This window comes from Streptomyces sp. NPDC004667, from assembly GCF_040609475.1.
GTDB lineage: Bacteria > Actinomycetota > Actinomycetes > Streptomycetales > Streptomycetaceae > Streptomyces.
In genome coordinates this window covers 15,167-35,265 of sequence record NZ_JBEXKC010000039.1, presented here as the reverse complement: position 1 = coordinate 35,265, position 20,099 = coordinate 15,167, and the positions used below count along the sequence as shown (strand labels likewise).

18 protein-coding genes are annotated in these 20,099 nt (G+C 76.0%); 14 read left to right on the top strand and 4 right to left on the bottom strand.

Features of this window, described 5'->3' with window-relative positions; all coding sequences use genetic code 11:
• The first annotated feature begins 44 nt into the window (after positions 1-44).
• From ABZW32_RS22040 to ABZW32_RS22025, 4 genes are read left to right on the top strand one after another with little or no spacing between them, the layout of a single operon-like run.
• Positions 45-878 (top strand): M55 family metallopeptidase, encoded by an 834-nt coding sequence (locus tag ABZW32_RS22040; protein WP_356218255.1) that lies wholly within the window; start codon positions 45-47, stop codon positions 876-878.
• A gap of 1 nt (position 879) precedes the next feature.
• Positions 880-2,223, top strand: coding sequence for a M20/M25/M40 family metallo-hydrolase (locus tag ABZW32_RS22035; RefSeq protein ID WP_356218308.1), 1,344 nt, complete (start codon positions 880-882; stop codon positions 2,221-2,223).
• A gap of 13 nt (positions 2,224-2,236) precedes the next feature.
• Positions 2,237-4,228 carry a prolyl oligopeptidase family serine peptidase gene (locus ABZW32_RS22030; RefSeq protein ID WP_356218253.1) on the top strand — a complete coding sequence of 664 codons (1,992 nt, stop codon included), beginning with the start codon at positions 2,237-2,239 and terminating at the stop codon, positions 4,226-4,228.
• 33 nt (positions 4,229-4,261) lie between these two features.
• Positions 4,262-4,498, top strand: coding sequence for a lipopolysaccharide assembly protein LapA domain-containing protein (locus tag ABZW32_RS22025; protein WP_356218251.1), 237 nt, complete (start codon positions 4,262-4,264; stop codon positions 4,496-4,498).
• Positions 4,499-4,691: 193 nt separating this feature from the next.
• On the opposite strand, the gene ABZW32_RS22020 is transcribed toward ABZW32_RS22025, so the two are convergent.
• Positions 4,692-5,441, bottom strand: coding sequence for a hypothetical protein (locus tag ABZW32_RS22020; protein WP_356218250.1), 750 nt, complete (start codon positions 5,439-5,441; stop codon positions 4,692-4,694).
• Positions 5,442-5,475: 34 nt separating this feature from the next.
• On the opposite strand from ABZW32_RS22020, the gene ABZW32_RS22015 reads away from it, so the two are divergent.
• Complete coding sequence (locus ABZW32_RS22015) at positions 5,476-6,045, top strand: GNAT family protein (protein ID WP_356218248.1); 570 nt, start codon at positions 5,476-5,478, stop codon at positions 6,043-6,045.
• A gap of 88 nt (positions 6,046-6,133) precedes the next feature.
• Positions 6,134-8,101, top strand: coding sequence for a DUF5107 domain-containing protein (locus tag ABZW32_RS22010; protein WP_356218246.1), 1,968 nt, complete (start codon positions 6,134-6,136; stop codon positions 8,099-8,101).
• Positions 8,102-8,231: 130 nt separating this feature from the next.
• Here ABZW32_RS22010 and ABZW32_RS22005 read toward each other — a convergent pair whose 3' ends face one another.
• Positions 8,232-9,071 (bottom strand): methyltransferase domain-containing protein, encoded by an 840-nt coding sequence (locus tag ABZW32_RS22005; protein WP_356218244.1) that lies wholly within the window; start codon positions 9,069-9,071, stop codon positions 8,232-8,234.
• 187 nt (positions 9,072-9,258) lie between these two features.
• On the opposite strand from ABZW32_RS22005, the gene ABZW32_RS22000 reads away from it, so the two are divergent.
• From ABZW32_RS22000 to ABZW32_RS21985, 4 genes are all read left to right on the top strand, one after another.
• Positions 9,259-9,831, top strand: coding sequence for a TIGR03086 family metal-binding protein (locus ABZW32_RS22000; RefSeq protein ID WP_356218242.1), 573 nt, complete (start codon positions 9,259-9,261; stop codon positions 9,829-9,831).
• Between the two features lie 145 nt (positions 9,832-9,976).
• Positions 9,977-11,227 (top strand): aminotransferase class I/II-fold pyridoxal phosphate-dependent enzyme, encoded by a 1,251-nt coding sequence (locus ABZW32_RS21995; RefSeq protein ID WP_356218307.1) that lies wholly within the window; start codon positions 9,977-9,979, stop codon positions 11,225-11,227.
• Between the two features lie 96 nt (positions 11,228-11,323).
• The gene (locus tag ABZW32_RS21990; RefSeq protein ID WP_356218240.1) at positions 11,324-11,992 is read left to right on the top strand and encodes an SUMF1/EgtB/PvdO family nonheme iron enzyme; all 669 of its coding nucleotides are present in this window, start codon (positions 11,324-11,326) and stop codon (positions 11,990-11,992) included.
• 81 nt (positions 11,993-12,073) lie between these two features.
• On the top strand, positions 12,074-13,501 hold the full coding sequence (locus ABZW32_RS21985; protein WP_356218238.1) for an amidase: 1,428 nt from the start codon (positions 12,074-12,076) through the stop codon (positions 13,499-13,501).
• A gap of 190 nt (positions 13,502-13,691) precedes the next feature.
• On the opposite strand, the gene ABZW32_RS21980 is transcribed toward ABZW32_RS21985, so the two are convergent.
• Together ABZW32_RS21980 and ABZW32_RS21975 are read right to left on the bottom strand one after the other, a co-directional pair.
• A complete protein-coding gene (locus ABZW32_RS21980) occupies positions 13,692-14,387 on the bottom strand; it encodes a VTT domain-containing protein (protein ID WP_356218236.1) in 696 nt (231 codons plus the stop codon).
• Positions 14,384-15,160 (bottom strand): MBL fold metallo-hydrolase, encoded by a 777-nt coding sequence (locus tag ABZW32_RS21975; RefSeq protein ID WP_356218234.1) that lies wholly within the window; start codon positions 15,158-15,160, stop codon positions 14,384-14,386. The genes ABZW32_RS21980 and ABZW32_RS21975 overlap by 4 nt, the downstream gene beginning before the upstream one ends.
• Before the next feature lie 140 nt (positions 15,161-15,300).
• On the opposite strand from ABZW32_RS21975, the gene ABZW32_RS21970 reads away from it, so the two are divergent.
• From ABZW32_RS21970 to ABZW32_RS21955, 4 genes are all read left to right on the top strand, one after another.
• On the top strand, positions 15,301-15,705 hold the full coding sequence (locus ABZW32_RS21970) for a hypothetical protein (protein ID WP_356218232.1): 405 nt from the start codon (positions 15,301-15,303) through the stop codon (positions 15,703-15,705).
• Between the two features lie 158 nt (positions 15,706-15,863).
• Positions 15,864-17,975 carry a phage holin family protein gene (locus tag ABZW32_RS21965; RefSeq protein WP_356218230.1) on the top strand — a complete coding sequence of 704 codons (2,112 nt, stop codon included), beginning with the start codon at positions 15,864-15,866 and terminating at the stop codon, positions 17,973-17,975.
• A 75-nt stretch (positions 17,976-18,050) separates the two neighbouring features.
• The gene (locus tag ABZW32_RS21960) at positions 18,051-19,475 is read left to right on the top strand and encodes an amino acid permease (RefSeq protein WP_356218228.1); all 1,425 of its coding nucleotides are present in this window, start codon (positions 18,051-18,053) and stop codon (positions 19,473-19,475) included.
• Positions 19,476-19,530: 55 nt separating this feature from the next.
• Positions 19,531-19,980 carry an SRPBCC family protein gene (locus ABZW32_RS21955; RefSeq protein ID WP_356218226.1) on the top strand — a complete coding sequence of 150 codons (450 nt, stop codon included), beginning with the start codon at positions 19,531-19,533 and terminating at the stop codon, positions 19,978-19,980.
• Positions 19,981-20,099 lie beyond the last annotated feature (119 nt).

Genomic DNA, 20,099 nt, shown 5'->3' with positions numbered 1-20,099 from the left:
GCGGCTAGGGTGGGGCCTCCGCGACCCGACCCACCGGGGGCACGATGAAGATCCTCATCTCCGCCGACATGGAAGGCGCCACCGGCGTCACCTGGCCCGCCGACGTACTGCCCGGGACCGCCCAGTGGGAGCGCTGCCGGGCCATGTTCACCTCGGACGTGAACGCCGCCGTGCTCGGCCTCTACGACGGCGGCGCCGACCGGGTCCTCGTCAACGAGGCCCACTGGACCATGCGCAACCTGCTGCTGGAGCGGCTCGACGCACGGGCCGAGATGCTCACCGGCCGCCACAAGTCCCTCTCCATGGTCGAGGGCGTGCAGCACGGCGACGTCGACGGCATCGCCTTCGTCGGCTACCACACGGGCGCCGGCGCCGAGGGCGTCCTCGCCCACACCTACCTCGCCAACTCCATCACCGGGGTCTGGCTCAACGGCCTGCGCGCCAGCGAGGGACTGCTCAACGCCCACGTCGTCGCCGAGTACGGGGTCCCCGTCATCCTGGTCACCGGCGACGACCTGACCTGCGCCGACGCCGCCGCCTACGCCCCCGACGCGCGCACCGTCGCCGTCAAGGACCACGTCTCGCGCTACGCCGCCGTCTGCCGCACCCCGGCCCGCACCGCCGCCGACATCCGGGCCGCCGCCGCAGAGGCGGTCGCGCTCGCCGTCCGGTACGAGCCGGTACGCGGCGGTCCGTTCGCGGTGGAGGTGGAGTTCGACGCCGAACACCTGTCGATGGCCGCCACCGTGGTGCCCGGGGTCGAACGCTGCGCCGAACGCCGGATCGCCTACACCAGTGGGACCATGTACGAGGGGATCCGGACCTTCAAAGCCGTCACGACGGTCGTCTCCGCGGCCGTGGAGGAGCAGTATGGCTGACATGCGATGGGTGGACGGCGAAAACGGCACGCTCGACGCGGCGGCCTTCGAGGAGGTCGTCGCCTTCACCTCCGACCTGATCCGGATCGACACCGCCAACCGGGGCGGCGGCGACTGCCGCGAGCGGCCCGCCGCCGAGTACGTCGCCGAACGCCTCGCCGGCGCCGGACTGGAGCCGGCCCTGCTGGAACGCACCCCCGGCCGGACCAACGTGGTGGCCCGCGTCGAGGGCAGCGACCCCACCGCGCCCGCGCTCCTCGTCCACGGCCACCTCGACGTGGTCCCCGCCGAGGCCGCCGACTGGAGCGTGCACCCCTTCTCCGGGGAGGTCCGCGACGGCGTGGTCTGGGGCCGCGGGGCGGTCGACATGAAGAACATGGACGCGATGGTGCTCGCCGTCGTACGGGCCTGGGCGCGCCACGGCGTCCGGCCGCGCCGGGACATCGTGATCGCCTACACCGCCGACGAGGAGGACAGCGCCGTCGACGGGTCGGGCTTCCTCGCCGACCAGCACCCGCACCTGTTCGAGGGGTGTACGGAGGGCATCAGCGAGTCCGGAGCCTTCACCCTCCACACCGGGCCCGGCCGGTCCCTCTACCCCATCGCGGCCGGCGAACGCGGCACCGCCTGGCTGAAGCTCACCGCGCACGGCACCACCGGACACGGCTCCAAGCCCAACAAGGCCAACGCCGTCAGCCGGCTCGCCGCCGCCGTCGCCCGCATCGGCGAACACGAATGGCCCGTCCGGCTCACCGACACGGTGGCCGCCTGCATCGCCGAACTCGCCGCCCTCCAGGGCCTGTCGGTGGATCCGCGCGCCCCCGGCTTCGACCTCGACGCCGTCCTCGGCAAGCTGGGCCCGGCCGGCGCACTGGTGGAGGCCACCCTCCGCAACAGCGCCAACCCGACGATGCTGGAAGCCGGTTACAAGCTCAACGTCGTCCCCGGACGCGCCACCGCGTACGTCGACGGGCGCACGCTGCCCGGCGGCGAAGCCGAGTTCGCCGCCACCCTCGACGCCCTCACCGGGCCCCACGTGGACTGGGAGTTCCACCACCGCGAGGTCGCCCTCGAAGCCCCCGTGGACGGGCGGACCTACGGGATCCTGCGCGGGGCCGTCGAGCACTTCGACCCCGACGCGCACGTGGTCCCCTTCTGCATGGCCGGCGGCACCGACGCCAAACAGTTCTCCCGCCTCGGCATCACCGGCTACGGCTTCTCCCCGCTGAAGCTGCCGCCCGGCTTCGACTACTGGGCCCTCTTCCACGGCGTCGACGAGCGGGTCCCGGTCGACGCCCTCCACTTCGGCGTCCGCGTCCTGGACCGCGCGCTGCGGACCCTGTGAGGGGCACCCCTTGATGGCTCCGCCCGCCTCCGACGGCCCCTACGGCAGCTGGCCCTCGCCGATCGACGCCGCCCTCGCCGCCGCCCACGACGGCCGCCCCGAGTACCTGGGGACCGTCGGCGACGAGGTGTGGTGGACCGAGCCCCGCCCCGGCGAGGGCGGTCGCCGGACCCTGGTGCGCAGGCCCGCCGACGGCAGCGCCGCCCGCTCGGTGCTGCCCGCGCCGTGGAACGTGCGCAGCCGCCTCACCGAGTACGGGGGCCAGCCGTGGGCGGGCGCCGGGCGCCCCTCGGGGGGCCCGCTCGTGGTGTTCGTCCACCACGGCGACCAGCGGCTGTACGCGTACGAGCCCGACGCGCCCGGCAGCGCGGGCCCCCGCCCCCTCACCCCCCTCTCCCCGGTCGGCGGCGGCCTGCGCTGGGCCGACCCGGTGCTGCGGGGCGCCGAGGTCTGGTGCGTGCTGGAGGAGTTCACCGGCCCCGGGCCCACGGACGTCCGCCGGGTCACGGCCGCCGTCCCGCTCGACGGATCGGCCGCCGAGGACCGGGCCGCCGTACGGGAACTCACCGACGACCGCCACCGGTTCCGGACCGGCCCGAAGCTCTCCCCGGACGGCCGGCGGGCGGCCTGGCTGGTGTGGGACCACCCCCGGATGCCCTGGGACGGTACCGAACTCCAGGTCGCCGACATCACCCCCGACGGCACCCTCACCACCCCCCGCACCGTCCTCGGCGGCCCCGAGGAAGCCGTGGCCCAGGTGGCGTGGGCGGCCGACGGGACCCTGCTCGCGGTGAGCGACCGCAGCGGCTGGTGGAACCCGTACCGGGTGGACCCGGAGGGCGGGGCGGCCGTCAACCTCTGCCCCCGCGAAGAGGAGTTCGGCGGCGCGCTGTGGAAGCCGGGACTGAGCTGGCTCGCCCCCCTGCCCGACCGGCTGATCGCCGTTCTGCACGGCCAGGGCGGCGCCGTCCTCGGCATCCTCGACCCGGAGAGCGGCCACCTGGTCGACGCGGCCGGCCCGTGGACCGCCTGGCAGCCCACGCTGGCCGTCAGCGGCACCCGCGTCCACGGGGTCGCCGCGAGTCCCCGCAGCGGCTACGAGGTCGTCGAGCTCGACACCGCGACCGGCCACACCCGGGTGGTCGGCGCCCCCGCCACCGACCCGGTCGACCCCGCCCACTACCCGGAACCGCAGACCAGGACCTTCCCCGGTCCCGGCGGCCGGGAGATCCACGCCCACGTCTACCCGCCGCACCACCCCGCCCGGCGGGCCCCCGCCGACGAACTGCCCCCGTACGTGGTGTGGGCGCACGGCGGCCCCACCGACCACGTGCCGCCCGTGCTCGACCTGCACATCGCCTACTTCACCTCGCGCGGCATCGGCGTCGTCGAGGTCAACTACGGCGGCTCCACCGGCTACGGCCGCGCATACCGGGAGCGGCTGCGCGAGCAGTGGGGCGTCGTCGACGTCGAGGACTGCGCGGCCGTCGCCCGCGCCCTGGCCGCCGAGGGCACCGCCGACCCCGGCCGGCTCGCCATCCGCGGCGGCAGCGCGGGCGGCTGGACGGCGGCGGCCTCGCTCGCCGCCACCGGCCTGTACGCCTGCGCGGCGATCAGCTACCCCGTCCTGGACCTGCGGGGCTTCGCCGCCGAGACCCACGACCTGGAATCGCGCTACGCGGACGGTCTCGCCGGACCGCCCGGGACCCTGGCCGTGCGCTGCCGCGAGCGCTCCCCGGTGGCCCGCGCCGACCGGATCGCCGCGCCCTTCGTGCTGCTCCAGGGCCTGGACGACCCGGTCTGCCCGCCCGCCCAGGCCGAACGGCTGCTGGCCGCGCTGCGCGGGCGCGGAGTGCCGCACGCGTACGTCGCCTTCGAGGGCGAGGGGCACGGCTTCCGGCGCGCGGAGACGATGGTGCGGGCGCTGGAGGCGGAGCTGTCCCTGTACGCGCAGGTCTTCGGGTTCCAGCGGGACGACGTCCCCCGTCTGGCCCTGCACGGCTGACCCCGCGCGCCGGGTGCGGGCGATCATGGGGCCATGACCCGCCACGCACCGAACGACGGCGGCCGGGGCCGCGCACTGCTCACCCCCGGCCGCGTGGGCTTCCTCGTCCTGGTGGTCCTCACCCTGGTCCTCATCTTCCAGAACACCCAGTCGACGCAGATCCGGGTGCTGGTCCCGAAGGTCACGCTGCCGCTCTGGGTGGCCCTGCTGGCGGCGGCCCTGCTGGGCGCGCTCTGCGGGGCCTACCTGGCCCGCCGACGCCGGAGGTAGGCCGGGCGGGGACACGGGCGCCGCGCGAGGGTCCTTCGGGGAGACGGGTGCCGCCCGAGGGTCCGGCGGGTGCACGGGCGCCGCGCGAGGGTCCGGCGGGGACGTGGGTGCCGCCCGAGGGCCGCGCGAGGGCCGGGTGGGGCGCGGGCGCCGTCGGCGGGGTCCGGCGGGGACACGGGCGCCGCACGCCGGATCAGCCGGTGTGCAGCCAGACGCGCAGCGGGCCGATCGGGGTGAACCCGGCGCGCACGGCGGCTTCGAGGTCCTCCCCCTGCTCGTACCCCACCACCGGCAGGCCGGGCCAGCGGGCCGCGACGGCTCCCAGGACGGCCGCCCAGGCCGCGTCGACCGCCGCGGCCCGGACCGCCGGGTCGCAGCCCTCCCCGTCCACCGTGAAGAGGTTGGACACGCCGACGACACCGCCCCCGGCGCTCGCGACGGCCCCCGCCACGATCCGCCCTCCGGAGCGGCCCGCGAGGAAGACGAGGTCCCGGGCGAGCAGGTCGGCGTGGAACAGCCCGGTGCCCGCCCCACCGTCCCAGGCCGCCTCCCAGGCCTCCAGCTCCGCGGCGGTCCGGACCCCGGACCATTCCGTGCCCGGGGCCACCGGCCCGGCCGGCCCCGGCGCCCGGTGGATCCAGCAGGCCTCGAACAGCACCTCGAACCCGGCCGGGGCCAGGTCCAGCGAGGCGAAGCTGTCCTTGACCGAGCAGCCGGGGGAGCCGGTGTCCATCCCGGCCACCACCTCCGCCGCGGAGGCCCGCGGGGTGAGGGAGACCGCGTCGGGGTAGAGCGCAGGGGTACGCCGCGCGCTGCTCCACACGGAGCCGGAGAAGGCCCCGTCGCGGCATACGGCCGCGACCCACTCGGCGTTGTTGCGGGCGGCCGCGAGCAACAGTGGCTCGGTACCGCCGGGTTCGGAATTCCCCGGGGTGGTGATCACACCGGGATGTTGCCATGCCCCGTAGCCTGGGTCGATGCCATTTCCTCCGTACCTCGTGACGGGCCCCCGGGTGGGCCTCGCCCCCTACCGCCCCGCCGACGGAACCGAGTTCACCGCCCGCGCCCGCGAGAGCCGCGCCCTGCACGAGCCCTGGCTGTTCCCGCCCACCACGGTGGAGGAGTACGAGCCCTACGCCGCCCGGCTGGCCGGGGGCGAGGGGCGGGCCGGGTTCCTCGTCCGCGAACGCGCCACCGGCGCCCTCGCCGGCTTCGTCAACATCAACAACATCGTCCTCGGCGCCTTCCGCTGCGGCGCCCTGGGCTACGGGGCCTTCGCGCACGCCGCCGGTCGCGGACTCCTGGGCGAGGCCCTCGACCTGGTCCTCGCCCACGCCTTCGCCCCGCCGGAGGACGGCGGCCTCGGACTGCACCGCCTGGAGGCGAACGTCCAGCCGGGCAACGCCGCCTCCATCGCCCTCGTGCGGGGCCGCGGCTTCCGGCTGGAGGGGCTCTCGCCGGACTTCCTCCACGTGGCCGGAGCCTGGCGCGACCACGAACGCTGGGCCGTGACGGCGGACATGTGTGCGACCCCGCGGCCCGCCTGACCGGCCACGGGCTCCTTTGCGTAATCCTGACCGGTGGTGATGTGCGGAACCCCTGTGCACCGGCCGGGACGGCGTGTTCCATTCCCTCATGGCCACCACCGTCCGACGTGCCCTACTGACCCTCCCGGCGGCCCCGTTGGGACCCGACAACCCCCTCCCCGCCCTGCGTGCGCCCGACGGGGCGCACGAACTGGACGAGCGGTCGCGCCACGGGCTGCCGCGCGACATGGCCCGCCAGGTCGGCCACGAACCGCTGCGCTCGCTGCTTCCGGTGCACGTCCGCGACGGCTACGGACGCGAGCGCGCGGAGCGGGAGTTCGAGGCGGTCGTCATCGACAACGGCCGCCTGCGCGCCACGGTGCTGCCGGGGCTTGGGGGCCGGGTCCACTCCCTCGTCCACCTCCCCACCGGACGCGAACTCCTCTACCGCAACCCGGTGTTCCAGCCCGCCAACTTCGCCCTCAACGGCGCCTGGTTCTCCGGCGGCATCGAGTGGAACATCGGTGCCACCGGACACACCACCCTGTCCTGCGCCCCCCTGCACGCCGCCCTCGTCCCCGCCCCCGACGGCGGCGTGATGCTGCGGCTGTGGGAGTGGGAGCGGCTGCGCGACCTGCCCTTCCAGGTGGACCTGTGGCTGCCCGCCGACTCGGACTTCCTCCACGTCGGCGTCCGCGTGCGCAACCCGCACGAGCGGCCCGTCCCCGTGTACTGGTGGTCCAACACAGCCGTCCCGGAGGAGCCGGGCCGCCGCGTGCTCGCCCCCGCCGAGGAGGCCTGGCACTTCGGGTACGAGCGTTCGCTGCGCCGGATCCCCGTGCCGCGCTGGGAGGACGCCGACCGCACGTACCCGCTGAACAGCGCCCACCCGGCGGACTTCTTCTACGAGGTCCAGGACGCGGCCCGGCCCTGGATCGCCTCCCTCGACGCGGACGGCCACGGCCTGGCGCAGGCCTCCACGGGGCGGCTGCGCGGCCGCAAGCTGTTCGTGTGGGGCGCGGGCGCGGGCGGCCGGCGCTGGCAGGAGTGGCTCACCGCACCGGGCACCGGCGGCTACGCCGAGATCCAGGCCGGGCTGGCCCGGACCCAGCTGGAACACGTACGGCTGGAGGCCGGGGCGGAGTTCGCCTGGATGGAGGCGTACGGGCCGCTCTCGGCGGAGCCCGGGGCGGTCCACGGCACCGACTGGGCGGCGGCCCGCGGCGCGGCCTCGGCGGCCCTCGACGCCGCACTGCCGGCCGAGGCCCTGGAGGCCGCCTACGGGGCGTGGCGCGGGCACGCCGACACAGAACCGGGGGAGCGGCTGGCCGAAGGCTCCGGCTGGGGCGCGCTGGAGGTGCTGTGCGGGGGCTTCAAGCTCCCCGGCACCCCCTTCCCGCAGTCCACCCTGGGGGAGGAACAGCGCCCCTGGCTGGAGCTGTGGCGCAGCGGGGTCTTCCCCGCCCCGAGTACGGTGGTGCCGCCGGGGCCGGCGCTGGTCGCGCCGCACTGGCGGGACATGCTGGAGACCGCCCCGGCCGACCCGCTGACCGAGTACCACCTGGGCGTGGCCCAGTGGCACGCGGGCGACACCGCCCAGGCCGTGCGCAGCTGGGAGCGCGGGCTGGCGCGGACCCCCTCCCGCTGGCCGCTGCTGCGCGCCCTCGCGGTGGCCGACGCGCTGGCCGGCGACCGGGAGCGGTCCGCCGACCGGTACGCGGAGGCCTTCGAGGACCTGGCGGTGGAGAGCCGGGGCGGCGAGCGCTGGGAGGCCGCCGAGTCCGCGCTGGGGCGGGAGGCGATGACCGCGCTGCTCGCCGCCGGACGCCTGGCGGCGGCCCGCGCGGTCTGGGACCGGCTGCGGCCCGTGCTGCGCGAGCAGGGGCGCTTCCGGCTGCTCGCGGCCCGGCTGCTGGCGGCCGAAGGGCACGTGGGCGCCGCCCGCCGGGTGTTCGAGGACGGATTCGAACTGCCCGACCTGCGGGAGGGCGAGGAGACCCTCTCCGAGATCTGGTCCACCCTCACGGATGCCCCGCTGCCACCGGCCTACGACTTCCGCATGCGGCCGCCGGGGTAGTGCCGGCCGGCGCGGGGGTCGGCCGCCGGCGGCCGGCGGTGACGACCGAGTCCATGGTGCCGCGCCGGGTCCGGCGGTATCCCACGCGCGGGGGGCCGCCGGTCAGGCCCGGCTCCCGGCCCGGCGCCCGTCAGGCCCGGCACAGCAGTTCGCCGTTCAGGACGGAGAACCAGGCGTCGGGGTGGGCGCCCCAGGCGTGCCAGGCCTCCGCGATGGAGCCCAGATCCGAGGCCGTCGCGTGGCCGCCCCGGACGGCGATGTCCGCGTACGCGGAGGCCGTCGTACGGTCCGCCCACAGCGCCGACCACCAGGCGGTCTCCTCCGGCGTCGCGTAGCACCAGGCCGTGGCCGAGCAGGTCACGTCCGTGAAGCCGGCCTCCCGCGCCCAGGCGCGCAGCCGCCGGCCGGCGTCCGGTTCCCCGCCGTTGGCGCGGGCGACCCGGCGGTACAGGGCCTGCCATGCGTCCAGGACCGGGGAGGCCGGGTACCAGGTCATCGCCGCGTAGTCGGCGTCGCGCACGGCCACGATCCCGCCGGGGCGGCAGACCCGCCGCATCTCGCGCAGGGCCCGTACCGGATCGCCGACGTGCTGCAGCACCTGGTGGGCGTGGACCACGTCGAAGGAGTCGTCGGGGAAGTCCAGGGCGTGGACGTCCGCGACGGCGAAGTCGACGGCCCCGGCCGGCTCGTGTTCGCGCACGTGGGCGGCTGCCTGCTCCAGGACGTCCGCCGCCGCGTCGACCGCCGTGACCCGGCCGCCCGGGGCCACCAGCCGCGCCAGGTCCGCCGTGATGGTGCCCGGTCCGCAGCCCACGTCCAGCACGCGCATGCCCGGCCGCAGTTCGGGGATCAGGTAGGCCGCCGAGTTGGCGGCGGTGCGCCAGCGGTGGGAGCGCAGGACCGACTCGTGGTGGCCGTGCGTGTAGACGGCGCGCTCGTGCGGCTCGTGGGTCCCGTGCGTGTCGTTCATGGCTGCACCCCTCTTCGTCGAAGCGTGATGATCACGGTAGCGGCTCGATCGGAATCTGAGACGAGCGTTTTGACATGTGGACACGATGCTTGTGTTCCAAGGGGATTGGGCAGGTCGGTGGCAGGGAAAGGCAGGGGCGAGGACAGTGGGCCCCAGGGGGACCCGACCGCGGAGGACGGTGAGACCCATGCCGGAGACGCTGCTCGAACAGCACGCCGCGGCGCTGCGGCTGTTCGGCGAGCGCGTACGGGAGGTCGCGGACGCCCAGTGGGACGCGGCGACCCCCTGCACCGAATGGAACGTGCGGGACCTGGTCAACCACGTCACCGGCGAACAGCGCTGGATCCCGCCCCTGCTCACCGAGGGCCGCACGGTCGCGGAGGTCGGCGACGCGCTCGCCGGGGACCTGCTCGGCCCGGACCCGGTGGCCGCCTGGGACCGGGCGGCGGCCGGAGCGCTCGCCGCCTTCGCCGCGCCGGGTGCGCTGGAGCGGACCGTCGCGCTCTCGTACGGGCCCACGCGGGGGTCGGCGTACTGCTCGGAGCTGATCACCGACTGCGTCGTGCACACCTGGGACCTCGCGCGGGCGATCGGTGCGGACGACCGGCTGCCGGACGGGCTCGTGGAGTTCGCCATCAAGGAGGTCATGCCCTACGCGGACAGCCTCGCGGCGAGCGGCATGTTCGCCGCACCGTTGGACGTGCCCGCAGGGGCGGACGCGCAGACCCGGTTGCTGGCCATGACCGGGAGGCGCGGCTGACGGTGCGGCCGGCGGGCCCATGGTCGGCGGGCATAGTGGGACGAATGATCGTATAAAGGTCGGAGTTGTTCGTTCAGCGGCGACGGAGACGACAGCGACGGCAGTGGTGGCGGTGGCAGCGGCGGGAGGCGGACACGTGGTGGGGATGGCGGACGGGCCGGCCGGGGTGTCCGGGGACTGGCGCTCGGCCGCGCGGGGACGTGGTCCGGTCCGCTACGGCCCTCCGGCGCCGCAGCCCGGCCTGCCCGTCCTGCCGGAGCTGACCGCCGTTCTCGCGGACGCGGCCGGCCGGGCCGCACCCGAACCCCCGGGCGGCGGTGAGGCCGTCCACGAGGCGGCCTGCCGGCACTGGGCCCGGCGGGGGCTCGCCACCGCCCCCGAGAACGTGGCCGCCGGACCCGGCGCCCCCGCCCTGCTGCTGGCCCTGCTCGGCGCGTACGGCGGCGACGTCATGCTGCCCCGGCCGTGTCCCGCCTGGTGGACGCCACAGGTCCGGCTGCTGGGACGCCGGGCCTACCACGTGCCCACCCCGGCGGAGTGCGGCGGCATCCCCGATCCCTACGCCCTGCTGGAGACCGTCCGGCGGGTCCGGGCCGAGGGCGGCGACCCGCGCGTCCTGCTGCTGTCGGTGGCCGACGACCCCACCGCGACGGTGCCGCCGCCCGAGATGGTGCGGGAGGCCTGCGAGGCGGCGGAGTCGGCGGGTCTGTTCGTGGTCAGCGACGAAAGCTGGCGCGACACCGTGCACCGGCCGTACGACACCCTGGTGCTGAGCCCCGCCGAGATGCTCCCCGAACAGGCCGCCGTCCTGATCGACCTGGCCGGATCCCTGCTGCCGCCCGGCTGGCCCGCCGCCGTGCTCCGTTTCCCCGGTACCCCGCGGGGCACCTGGCTCAGGGCCCGCACCCTCGACGTCCTCACGGCCACCGGCGCCCTGGTCGCCGGGCCGGTCGCGGGGGCCGCCGCACACGCCCTCGACGAACCCGACGCCGTCGCCGGGCGGGCGTACGCGGCCGCCGCGATGCACGGCGCGGTCGCCGCCGCCGCGCACCGGGAACTGCTGACCGCAGGGGCGCTCGCCCGGCCCCCGCAGGCCGGGCGGCACCTGTACGCGGACCTGAACCCGCTGCGCGCCGGGCTGGCCCGGCACGGTGTCGGCGACGCGATGGAGCTGGAGGACTGGCTGGGCGCCCGGCTGGGCGCGCCGACACCCGGCGGGCAGCGGTTCGCGGACGACCTGGGCGCGCTGCGCGTGCGGCTGTCGACGGGACCGCTGCTGGGCGCCACCCCGGAGGAAAGGCTCGCCACGCTCGGCGCCCGCGACCCGCTGGGGCTGCCGCACGTCCGGGGCGCGCTGGACCGGCTCGGGTCGGTGCTCGCCGGGCTGGCCGACTGACCTTCCCCCGCCCGGACCGGCCGTGCTGGAGCGCGGGACCCCAACAGCGGTCGCGGACCGATCGGTTGGGGTCCGTACCGATAGGATCACCTGTTCATGGACCTCGGTACGGGCATCAAGATGATCTCCCTTCCCGGCGGGCGGGTGACCCTGTCCGACCGGCGGACGCAGCGCAGCTGGCAGGTCGCGCTCGAACCCTGCCGGCTCTCCGCCCTGCCCGTCACCCAGGGGCTGTACGCGCGGGTCACCGGTCTGCGCCCGAGCACCGTCCACGGGGACCGGCTGCCCGTCGAGGGCGTCTCCTGGTGGGACGCGGTCCGTTTCTGCAACGCCCTCTCCCTGGACGAGGGCCTCGCCCCCGCCTACCGCCTCGACGGCGAGAGCGCCGCGTGGGACACCTCCGCCGACGGCTACCGGCTGCCCACCGAGGCCGAATGGGAACACGCCTGCCGCGCCGGCACCGACGGCCCGCGCCACGGCCCCCTCGACGACATCGCCTGGTACCGGGGCAACTCGGACGGGACCCTCCACGAGGCGGGCGGCAAGCTCCCCAACGCCTGGGGCCTGCACGACATGCTCGGCAACGTCTGGGACTGGTGCTGGGACCTCTACGACCCCGAGGTCTACGGCACCTACCGGGTGCTGCGCGGCGGCGGCTGGTTCGACGAGCACTGGAGCTGCCGGGCCTCGGCCCGCCGCCGCAGCCACCCCACCTTCCGCGTCGACGACGTCGGCTTCCGCCTCGCCCGCTCCGGCGCGGCCTGAACCGCCGGGCCTTCACGGTCGACCCCCTGTCGCACCCGGCCCCGCCTGGCATACCGTGCCGGTTCCGGCACACCACCCACCGTGAGGGGCGCGCACGTGGACGACGGCGAACTGCTGTTCCTGGGGGCGGCCCGGCAGGCCGACCTCGTACGGTCCGGGAAGGTCACCGCGCGGGCGCTGACCGAGGCCGCGCTCCGGCGGACCGAACGCCTGGACCCCGGGCTCGGGGCGTTCCGCGCGGTTCTCGCCGGGCCGGCCCTCGCCGAGGCCGACGCCCGCGACGCGGCCCGCGCGGCCGGCGAGGGGGACCTGCCCCTGCTCGGGGTGCCCGTCGCCGTCAAGGACGAGCTCGACGTCGCCGGTGAGGTCACCACGTTCGGCGGCGCGGCCCACCGCGTCCCGGCCGCCAAGGACTCCGAGGCGGTCCGCCGGCTGCGGGCGGCCGGGGCCGTGATCATCGGCAAGACGGCGATGCCGGAGTACGGCCAGTGGCCGTTCACGGAGTCGTCCGCGCACGGCTACGCCCGCAACCCCTGGGACACCGCACGCACCACCGGCGGCTCCAGCGGGGGCAGCGCCGCCGCCGTCGCCGCCGGACTGGCCGGCGCCGCGCTCGGCGGGGACGGCGGCGGATCCCTGCGCATCCCGGCCGCCTGCTGTGGGCTGTTCGCCCTCAAACCGCAGCGCGGCCGCGTCTCCACGGCCCCGCACCCCCACCTCTGGTACGCCCTCGGCACCATCGGACCGCTCACCCGCTCCGTGCTCGACAGCGCCCTCCTCTACGACGTCCTCGCCGGCCCGGCCCCCGGCGACCGCTGGGCGGCCCGGCCCGCCCCGACGAGCTTCGTGCGGGCGGCCTCCACCGAGCCCGGCCGGCTGCGGATCGGCTGGTCGGCCACCCCCGCGGTACCCGGCGTGCGCCCCCACCCCGAACACGTGGCGGCCCTGCGGCGGACGGTGGCGGCCCTGCGCGAACTGGGCCACGACGTACGGGAGGTCGACCCCCGCTACCCCGACACCACGGCCGCGTTCCTGCCGCAGTTCTGCGGGGGCGTCCGCGCGGAGGCCCGCACCGCCGACCGGCCCGAGCTGCTCGAACGCCGCACCCGGCAGACCCTGCGCCTCGCCCGGCTGGTACCCGAGGCGGCCGTGGAACGGGCCGTGCGCGCGGGGGAGCGGATGGCGGTACGGGCCAACCGCGTCTTTGACCGCGCCGACCTGCTGCTCACCCCGACGCTCGCCCGGCGGCCCCGGCGGGTCGGTGCCCTGGACGGCGCGGGCCTGGCGGGCGCGATGCTGCGCTCCCTCCCGATGATCGCCTACACGGCGCTGTGGAACGTCACCGGCAACCCCGCCGCCTCCCTCCCGGCCGGCTTCGCCACGGACGGACTGCCGCTCGCCGTCCAGCTGGTGGGCCGGCAGCACGACGAGGCGACCCTCCTCCAGGTCTGTGCCCAACTCGAAGCCGCCCGCCCGTGGGCCCACCGCATCCCCGGCCAGGCCCTCTGACGGACCCGCCACGAGCACGGAACCGGACCTGCCGCGGGGCGGAACCGGACCTGCCGCGGGCGGGGCACCGGACCTGCTCCGGGCACGGAACCGGACCTGCCGCGGGCACGGAGCCGGACCCGCTCCGGTCACGGCACCGGACCCGCTCCGGGCGCGGGCCCGGCGCCGCCGAGGGCCCGGCCGGGCGCATTCACCGACCCGCCGGGTCCACCCCGTCCGTCCCGCCCGTCCCGTTCCCCCGGTCCGTCCCGTCCGGCCCCTCGGGCCGCAGCCGCCGCCACACCGGTGGGACCGCGCTGATCAGCAGCGTCAGGCCCACCGCCAGGACCACGCCCTTCCACGGCTCGGAGAACAGCGAGCCGCCCACGATCCCGATCAGCGCGTACGTCGCCGCCCAGGCCAGACACGCCGGCCCGTCCCCCCGCACGAACCGCCGCAGCGGCACGCCGCCCAGCAGACAGGCCAGCATCACCGGGATCCGCCCCGCCGGGACCAGCCGCGACAGCACCAGTACCAGCACCCCGTGCTCGTCCAGCTTCGCCTGCGCCCGCTCCAGCCGCTCCGGCGTGGCCCGCCCCCGCAGGGATTCGAGCCGGCGCGAGCCGCCCCGCGAACGCACCCCCCGCTGCCCGAGCCAGTACAGGACGACGTCACCGCAGAAGGCCGCCACCGAAGCCACCGCGAACACCCCCAGCACCCCGAACGGCAAGGCCTGCTGATGGAAGGCCACCACGGCCGCCGAACTCACCAGCGCCCCCGTGGGGACCACCGGCACCAACGCCCCCAGGGCCACCAGCACGAACAGCGCCGGGTACCCCACCGCCCGCTGCGTGGTCTCCGGCGGCACCCGGCCGACGACCTCCGCCGCCTCCCACCACGGCGTCACGGCAGCCGCACCCGCTCCCCGTGCCCGGGAACCCGTACGGTCACCTCCGGCGCGAGCCGCAGCGCGCACCGGGCGAACTCCTCGCCCGGCGAGTGGAACTCGTGCGGCCGCACCGCGTCCATGCCGATCGGCCAGTACGTCCCGTAGTGCACCGGCACCGCCGCCGCCGGACCCAGCTGCGCCGCCGCCCGGGCCGCCCGCTCCGGATCCAGGTGCCCGGGCCCCAGGTAGGGACCCCAGCCGCCGACCGGCAGCAGGGCCACGTCCACGGGCCCGACCTCCTCGGCCATGGCCTCGAACAGCCCGGTGTCCCCGGCGAAGTACGTACGGGCCGCGCCCTGGACCACGTACCCCAGGGCCGGTGCCCGCTGCGGCCCGAACGGCAGCCGCCGCCCGTCGTGCCGGGCGCTGACCGCCCGTACCCGTACGCCCTCGCGCACCGCGACCTCGTCCCCCGGGGCCACCTCCGTCACCGCCAGCCGGCGGATCCGCGCCAGCCGGGCCAGCCCCGGTACCGCCCGGCCCGCCCCGCGCGGCACCACCAGCCGGCTGCCCACCGGAAGCCGGGCCAGCGACGGCAGGTGCAGGTGGTCGGCGTGCAGGTGCGACACCAGCACCACGTCCGCCTCCGCCGCCTCGGGCGGGGGCACCGCACCGCGGCGCCGCCGCAGATGCGCGAACCGCCGGGCGAACAACGGGTCCGTCAACACCCGTACCCCCGAATCCCGCACCGTGCACGTGGCATGACCCCACCAGGTGATCTCCACCGGCACCCCGGCACTCCCTCCCTCGGCCCCCACGGTCCACCGAGCGTAGGTCTTCCCCCGCCGATCCGCGCGCACGGCGGAGGCGCAGAAGCGGAACCCGACAGCCCCCTCCTCCCGGAGCCCACAACGGAGTAGGGTCGGGCGCCATGGATGCGCTGCGCGTGGCCGCGATCGCCAGCCTGGCCCCGCTCGAGGAACTCGACGCCGACCCCTTCGCCGTGGACACCCGGGGCCAGCACGCCATGTGCGCGCGCTGGGCCGCCGAGCAGGGCTACGTGGTCACCCGCCACCTGCTCTTCTACGGGCTGCGGACCGACCACTGCGGGCTCTGGTGCGACGTGGACGCCGGGCAGGTCGACCTGTTCGTCGCCCCCAACCGGCGCGTCCTCGCCCGCGCGCTGCGCTCCGTCGAGGAGTTCACCGCGGAGTGCGCGCGCCGCGGGGTCCGCCTGGAGACCACCGGGCTCGACGAACCGCACTACACCCCCGCCATGAAGGCCGAGGTGCACCGCCGCCTGTCCATGCCGACCGCCGGATACGACGGCACGTAGGCCACCCCTGCCGCACACCCCTGCCGCACACCTGCTCCGCACGCCCGCCGCCCGCGTCCGTGCGCCATCCGTGTCGACCGGCCGGGTCCACCGCCCTGTGCGACGCTGGCGAGGGGACCGCGGGCGGGGCGCGGACCGTGGAGCGAGGCGGGTGCGGCGTGAGGCGAGGGCGGTTGCGGTGGCGGGCCGCGGGCGGCGCGCTGGTACGGGTGCTCGTGGTGTGGGCGGTGTCCACCCTCACCATGCTCGCGCTCGCCGCGCTCCTGCCCGACTTCCGCCTCCAGTCGGCCGACGGCGACAGCGTCACCCGGGTCGGGCTGACCGCCGCCTGGGCCGCCGGGGCCTTCGGCCTGCTGAGCGCCCTGGTCTGGCCCGCCCTCGTACGCGCCCTGCTGCTCGTGCCCGCCCTGGTGCTCGGGGTGCTGGTGTTCTTCCTCAACGGCTCGCTGCTGCTGATGGCGTTGAACCTGATCCCCGGGGAGCGGGGCGCCGAGGTCGCCCCCGACACCGCGGTGGTCGTCGCGGCGGTGATGTCCGCCGTCGCCTCGGCCACCTCCACCGCCCTCGCGGTACGCGACGACGAGGCCTACCGGCGCCGCCTGTACCGCCTCGCCGACCGCCGCCGGCGCCGCTACGGGACGCCCCCGGGAGGCAGCCCCGGACTGGTGTGCGTGCAGCTCGACGGGGTCGGCTTCGAGGTGCTGCGCCGTGCCGCGGCCGAGGGACTGATGCCCACGGTGGCGGACTGGCTGGAGCGCAGCCACCGCGTGACGTCCTGGCGCACCGACTGGTCCAGCCAGACCGGAGCCAGCCAGCTCGGCATCCTGCACGGCTCCAATTTCGACGTCCCGGCCTTCCGCTGGTACGAGAAGGACACCCGCGAGGTGATGGTCTGCAACCGGCCCACCAGCGCGGCCGAACTCCAGCGCCGCGCCGTCGAGCGCACCGCCGACGGCGGCCTGCTCACCCTCGACGGCGCCAGCCGCGGCAACCTCTTCGGCGGGGGCGCCGACCAGCTGGCGCTGGTGCTGTCGGTCGCGGCCCGCAGGGGCCCCGCCAACCGTTCCCGCTCCGGGTACTTCGCCTACTTCTCCGACCCGGCCAACGCGGTGCGCACCACCGTGTCCCTGGCCGCCGAGGTGGTCCGGGAGATCGGCCAGTCGCTGCGCGCCCGCGCCCGCAAGGTGACGCCCCGGGTCTCCCGAGGTGGCCTGTACCCGCTGATGAGGGCCTTCGCGACGGTCGTCGAACGCGACGTGGTCGTCTACGCGGTGATCGGGGACATGCTCGCGGGCCGCGCCTCGGTCTACGCCGACCTGGTCGCCTACGACGAGGTCGCGCACCACTCGGGACCGCACGGCCACGACACCGACCGGGTGCTGGCACGCCTCGACCGGAGCCTGGCGCTGATCGCCCGGGTCGCCGAGCACGCGCCGCGGGAGTACCGGTTCGTCCTGTTGTCGGACCACGGACAGAGCCCCGGGGAGACCTTCCTCGGCCGGTACGGCCTGAGCCTGAAGGACCTGGTCCGGGCCGGCTGCGGGCTGCCCGTCCCGCGCCGGGCCGGCCGGACCCGCAGCGGCGCCGAGGCGCGCGCGGCCGTACGGGCCGCCCTGCACCGGCCGGTGGAGGAGGCGGGCGAGGAGGCCCGCCCGGAGCCCGGACCGGATCCGGTGGTGCTGGCCTCGGGCAACCTGGGGCTGATCTCCTTCCCCGACGTGCCGGGGCGGGCCTCACGGCACTGGATCGAGCGGACGCACCCCGCCCTGCTGCCCACCCTGGCGAACCATCCCGGTGTGGGCTTCCTCCTGGTGGACGGGGAGGTGCTCGGGCCGGCCGGGGCGGCGGCCCGGCTGGACGTGCCCGGCGCGGCGGAGGAGCTGCTGGCGGCCTTCGGCCCGGGCGCGGCCGACGCGGTCCGCCGGACGGACTCGTTCCCACACGTGGCGGACATCATGGTCAACTCCGCGTACGACCCGGAGACCGGGGCCGTCCACGCCTTCGAGGAGCAGATCGGCTCGCACGGGGGCCTCGGCGGGGAGCAGGGCCACCCCTTCCTGATGTGGCCGACGGAGCTGTCGGAGCCCGGCCCGGAGCTGGTCGGCGCCGAGGCCGTGCACCACGTACTGCGCCGCTGGCTGAGGGAGGCGGACGGGCCGCAGGTCCCGCTGACCGGCACCGGCCGGCGCCCGGAGGATCACCGGCCGGACGGCCCGCCGGACGGAACCCTTCCTTCCGCAGGGGTGTCCGCGCCGGACGAAAACCGGTGATTTGGTGGCGTCTCCGGCGTGGTCGACCATGTGCTGACCTGCCCACCATGTGAGACATTCCGAGGCGCACCACCGATGACCAGCACCGCAGCCCCGTCGACCCAGGTCGACCGGGCCCCCGAAGCACCCGCGGCTCCCGAGGCCCCCGGACCCGCCGGCGCCCCGTCGGGTGCCCGCCCCGGAGACCGGCACGCCCGCCGCTTCGGCCTCCCGATCGCCATCTGCCTGGTCATGGGCAACATCATCGGCGGCGGGATCTTCCTGCTCCCCGCCTCGGTGGCCCCCTTCGGCACGGTCAGCCTCGTGGCCTTCGCCGTCCTCACCGCCGGCGCGATCGCCCTCGCCCTGGTCTTCGGCCGCCTCGCCGAGCGCCACCCGCAGACCGGCGGGCCGTACGTGTACGTCCGCGCCGCGTTCGGGGACTTCGCGGGATTCCTCGCCGCCTACAGCTACTGGATCACCACCTGGGTCTCCAACGCCGCCCTCGCGGTCGCGGCCGTCGGCTACCTCGGGGTGCTCTTCCCGGCCTTCGGCGCCCACCGGTGGTCCATGTGCCTGGCCGCCCTGGCCGTCCAGTGGCTGCCCGCCCTCGCCAACCTCGCCGGCACCCGGTACGTGGGCGCCGTCCAGCTCGTCGCGACCGTACTGAAGCTGGCCCCGCTGCTGCTGGTGGCCGTCGGCGGGCTGTTCTTCTTCGACCCGGCGAACCTCGGCCCCTTCCGGGCCACCGACCAGAGCCCCGTCGGGGCCGTCTCGGCGTCCGCCGCGATCCTGCTCTTCAGCTACCTCGGCATGGAATCCGCGGCGGTGAGCGCGGGCGAGGTCCGCGACCCGGCCCGCAACGTCGGCCGGGCCACCATCCTGGGTACGGCGGGCGCCGCCGTCGTCTACCTCCTCGGCACCCTCTCCGTCTTCGGGCTGGTCGCCCACGAGAAGCTGGTCTCCTCCCAGGCCCCCTTCTCCGACGCCGTCAACGCGATGTTCGGCGGCACCTGGGGCGGCACGGCCGTCGCCTGCGCCGCGGTGATCTCGATGGTCGGCGCGCTCAACGGCTGGACCCTGCTCAGCGCGCAGACCCCGTACGCCGCCGCCCGGGACGGGCTCTTCCCGAAGGTCTTCGAGACGAAGAGGCGTGGGGTCCCGGTGGTCGGCGTCCTGGTCACGACCGGGCTGGCCTCCGCGCTGACCGTCTACAACTACACGGCCGGCTCCGGGGGCGTCTTCGAGATGCTGGTGCTCGTCACCACCTTCACCGCCACCGTCCCCTACCTGCTGTCCACCGCCGCGCAGCTCTACTTCCTGGCCTCCGGCCGGAGCGAGCGGGTCCGGCGCGGGCAGCTGGTGCGCGACGCCGTCCTCGCCGCCCTGGCCTTCGCCTTCTCGATGTGGCTGGTCGCCGGATCCGGCTACGCGGCCGTCTACCAGGGCGTGCTCTTCCTCTTCGCGGGCGTGCTGCTCTACGCGCTGATGGCCGCCCGCAAGCACCGGCTCCCCGCCTGACCTGCGGAGTAGCGTGGTCAGAGGGGACCGCCCAGGGGGTCGCAAGGGGGTCGCCATGTCGGCGATCAGAGAAACCATCGACATCTCCCGCAGCCCGGCGGAGGTCTACTCCTACGTGACGGACCCGACGCACCTGCCGGAATGGCAGGACAGCGCGGTGTCGGTCCACCCGCTGGGCGACATGCCGGTCCACGTCGGCTCCCGGGTCGAGATCACCCGGCGGATCGGCAAGCGGGAGTTCCCCGCGACCATCGAGTTCCTGGAGCTGGACCCGCCCAGGAGCTGGCACCTGCACGGGATCGACGGCCCCGTACGGCCCGACGTGCGGGGCACCATCGAACCCCTCGGAGACGGCCGGCGCTCCCGGGTGACCCTCGCCATGGACTTCGAGGGCCACGGCGTCGGCAGGGCCCTCGTCCCGCTCCTGGTGCGGCCGTACGCCCGCAAGGAGATGCCCCGGGGCGAGGAGAAGCTGAAACACATGCTGGAACACCCCGCCGCCTGAGGCGCGCGGCCGGAACGCGGAAGCCCGCGCCGTGGGAACGGCGCGGGGGTGCGCGGTGCCCCCCCCGGGCCCCCGGGCCCGCGGGCGCCGCGGGGGGGGGTTTGGGGCGGCCCCCGGGG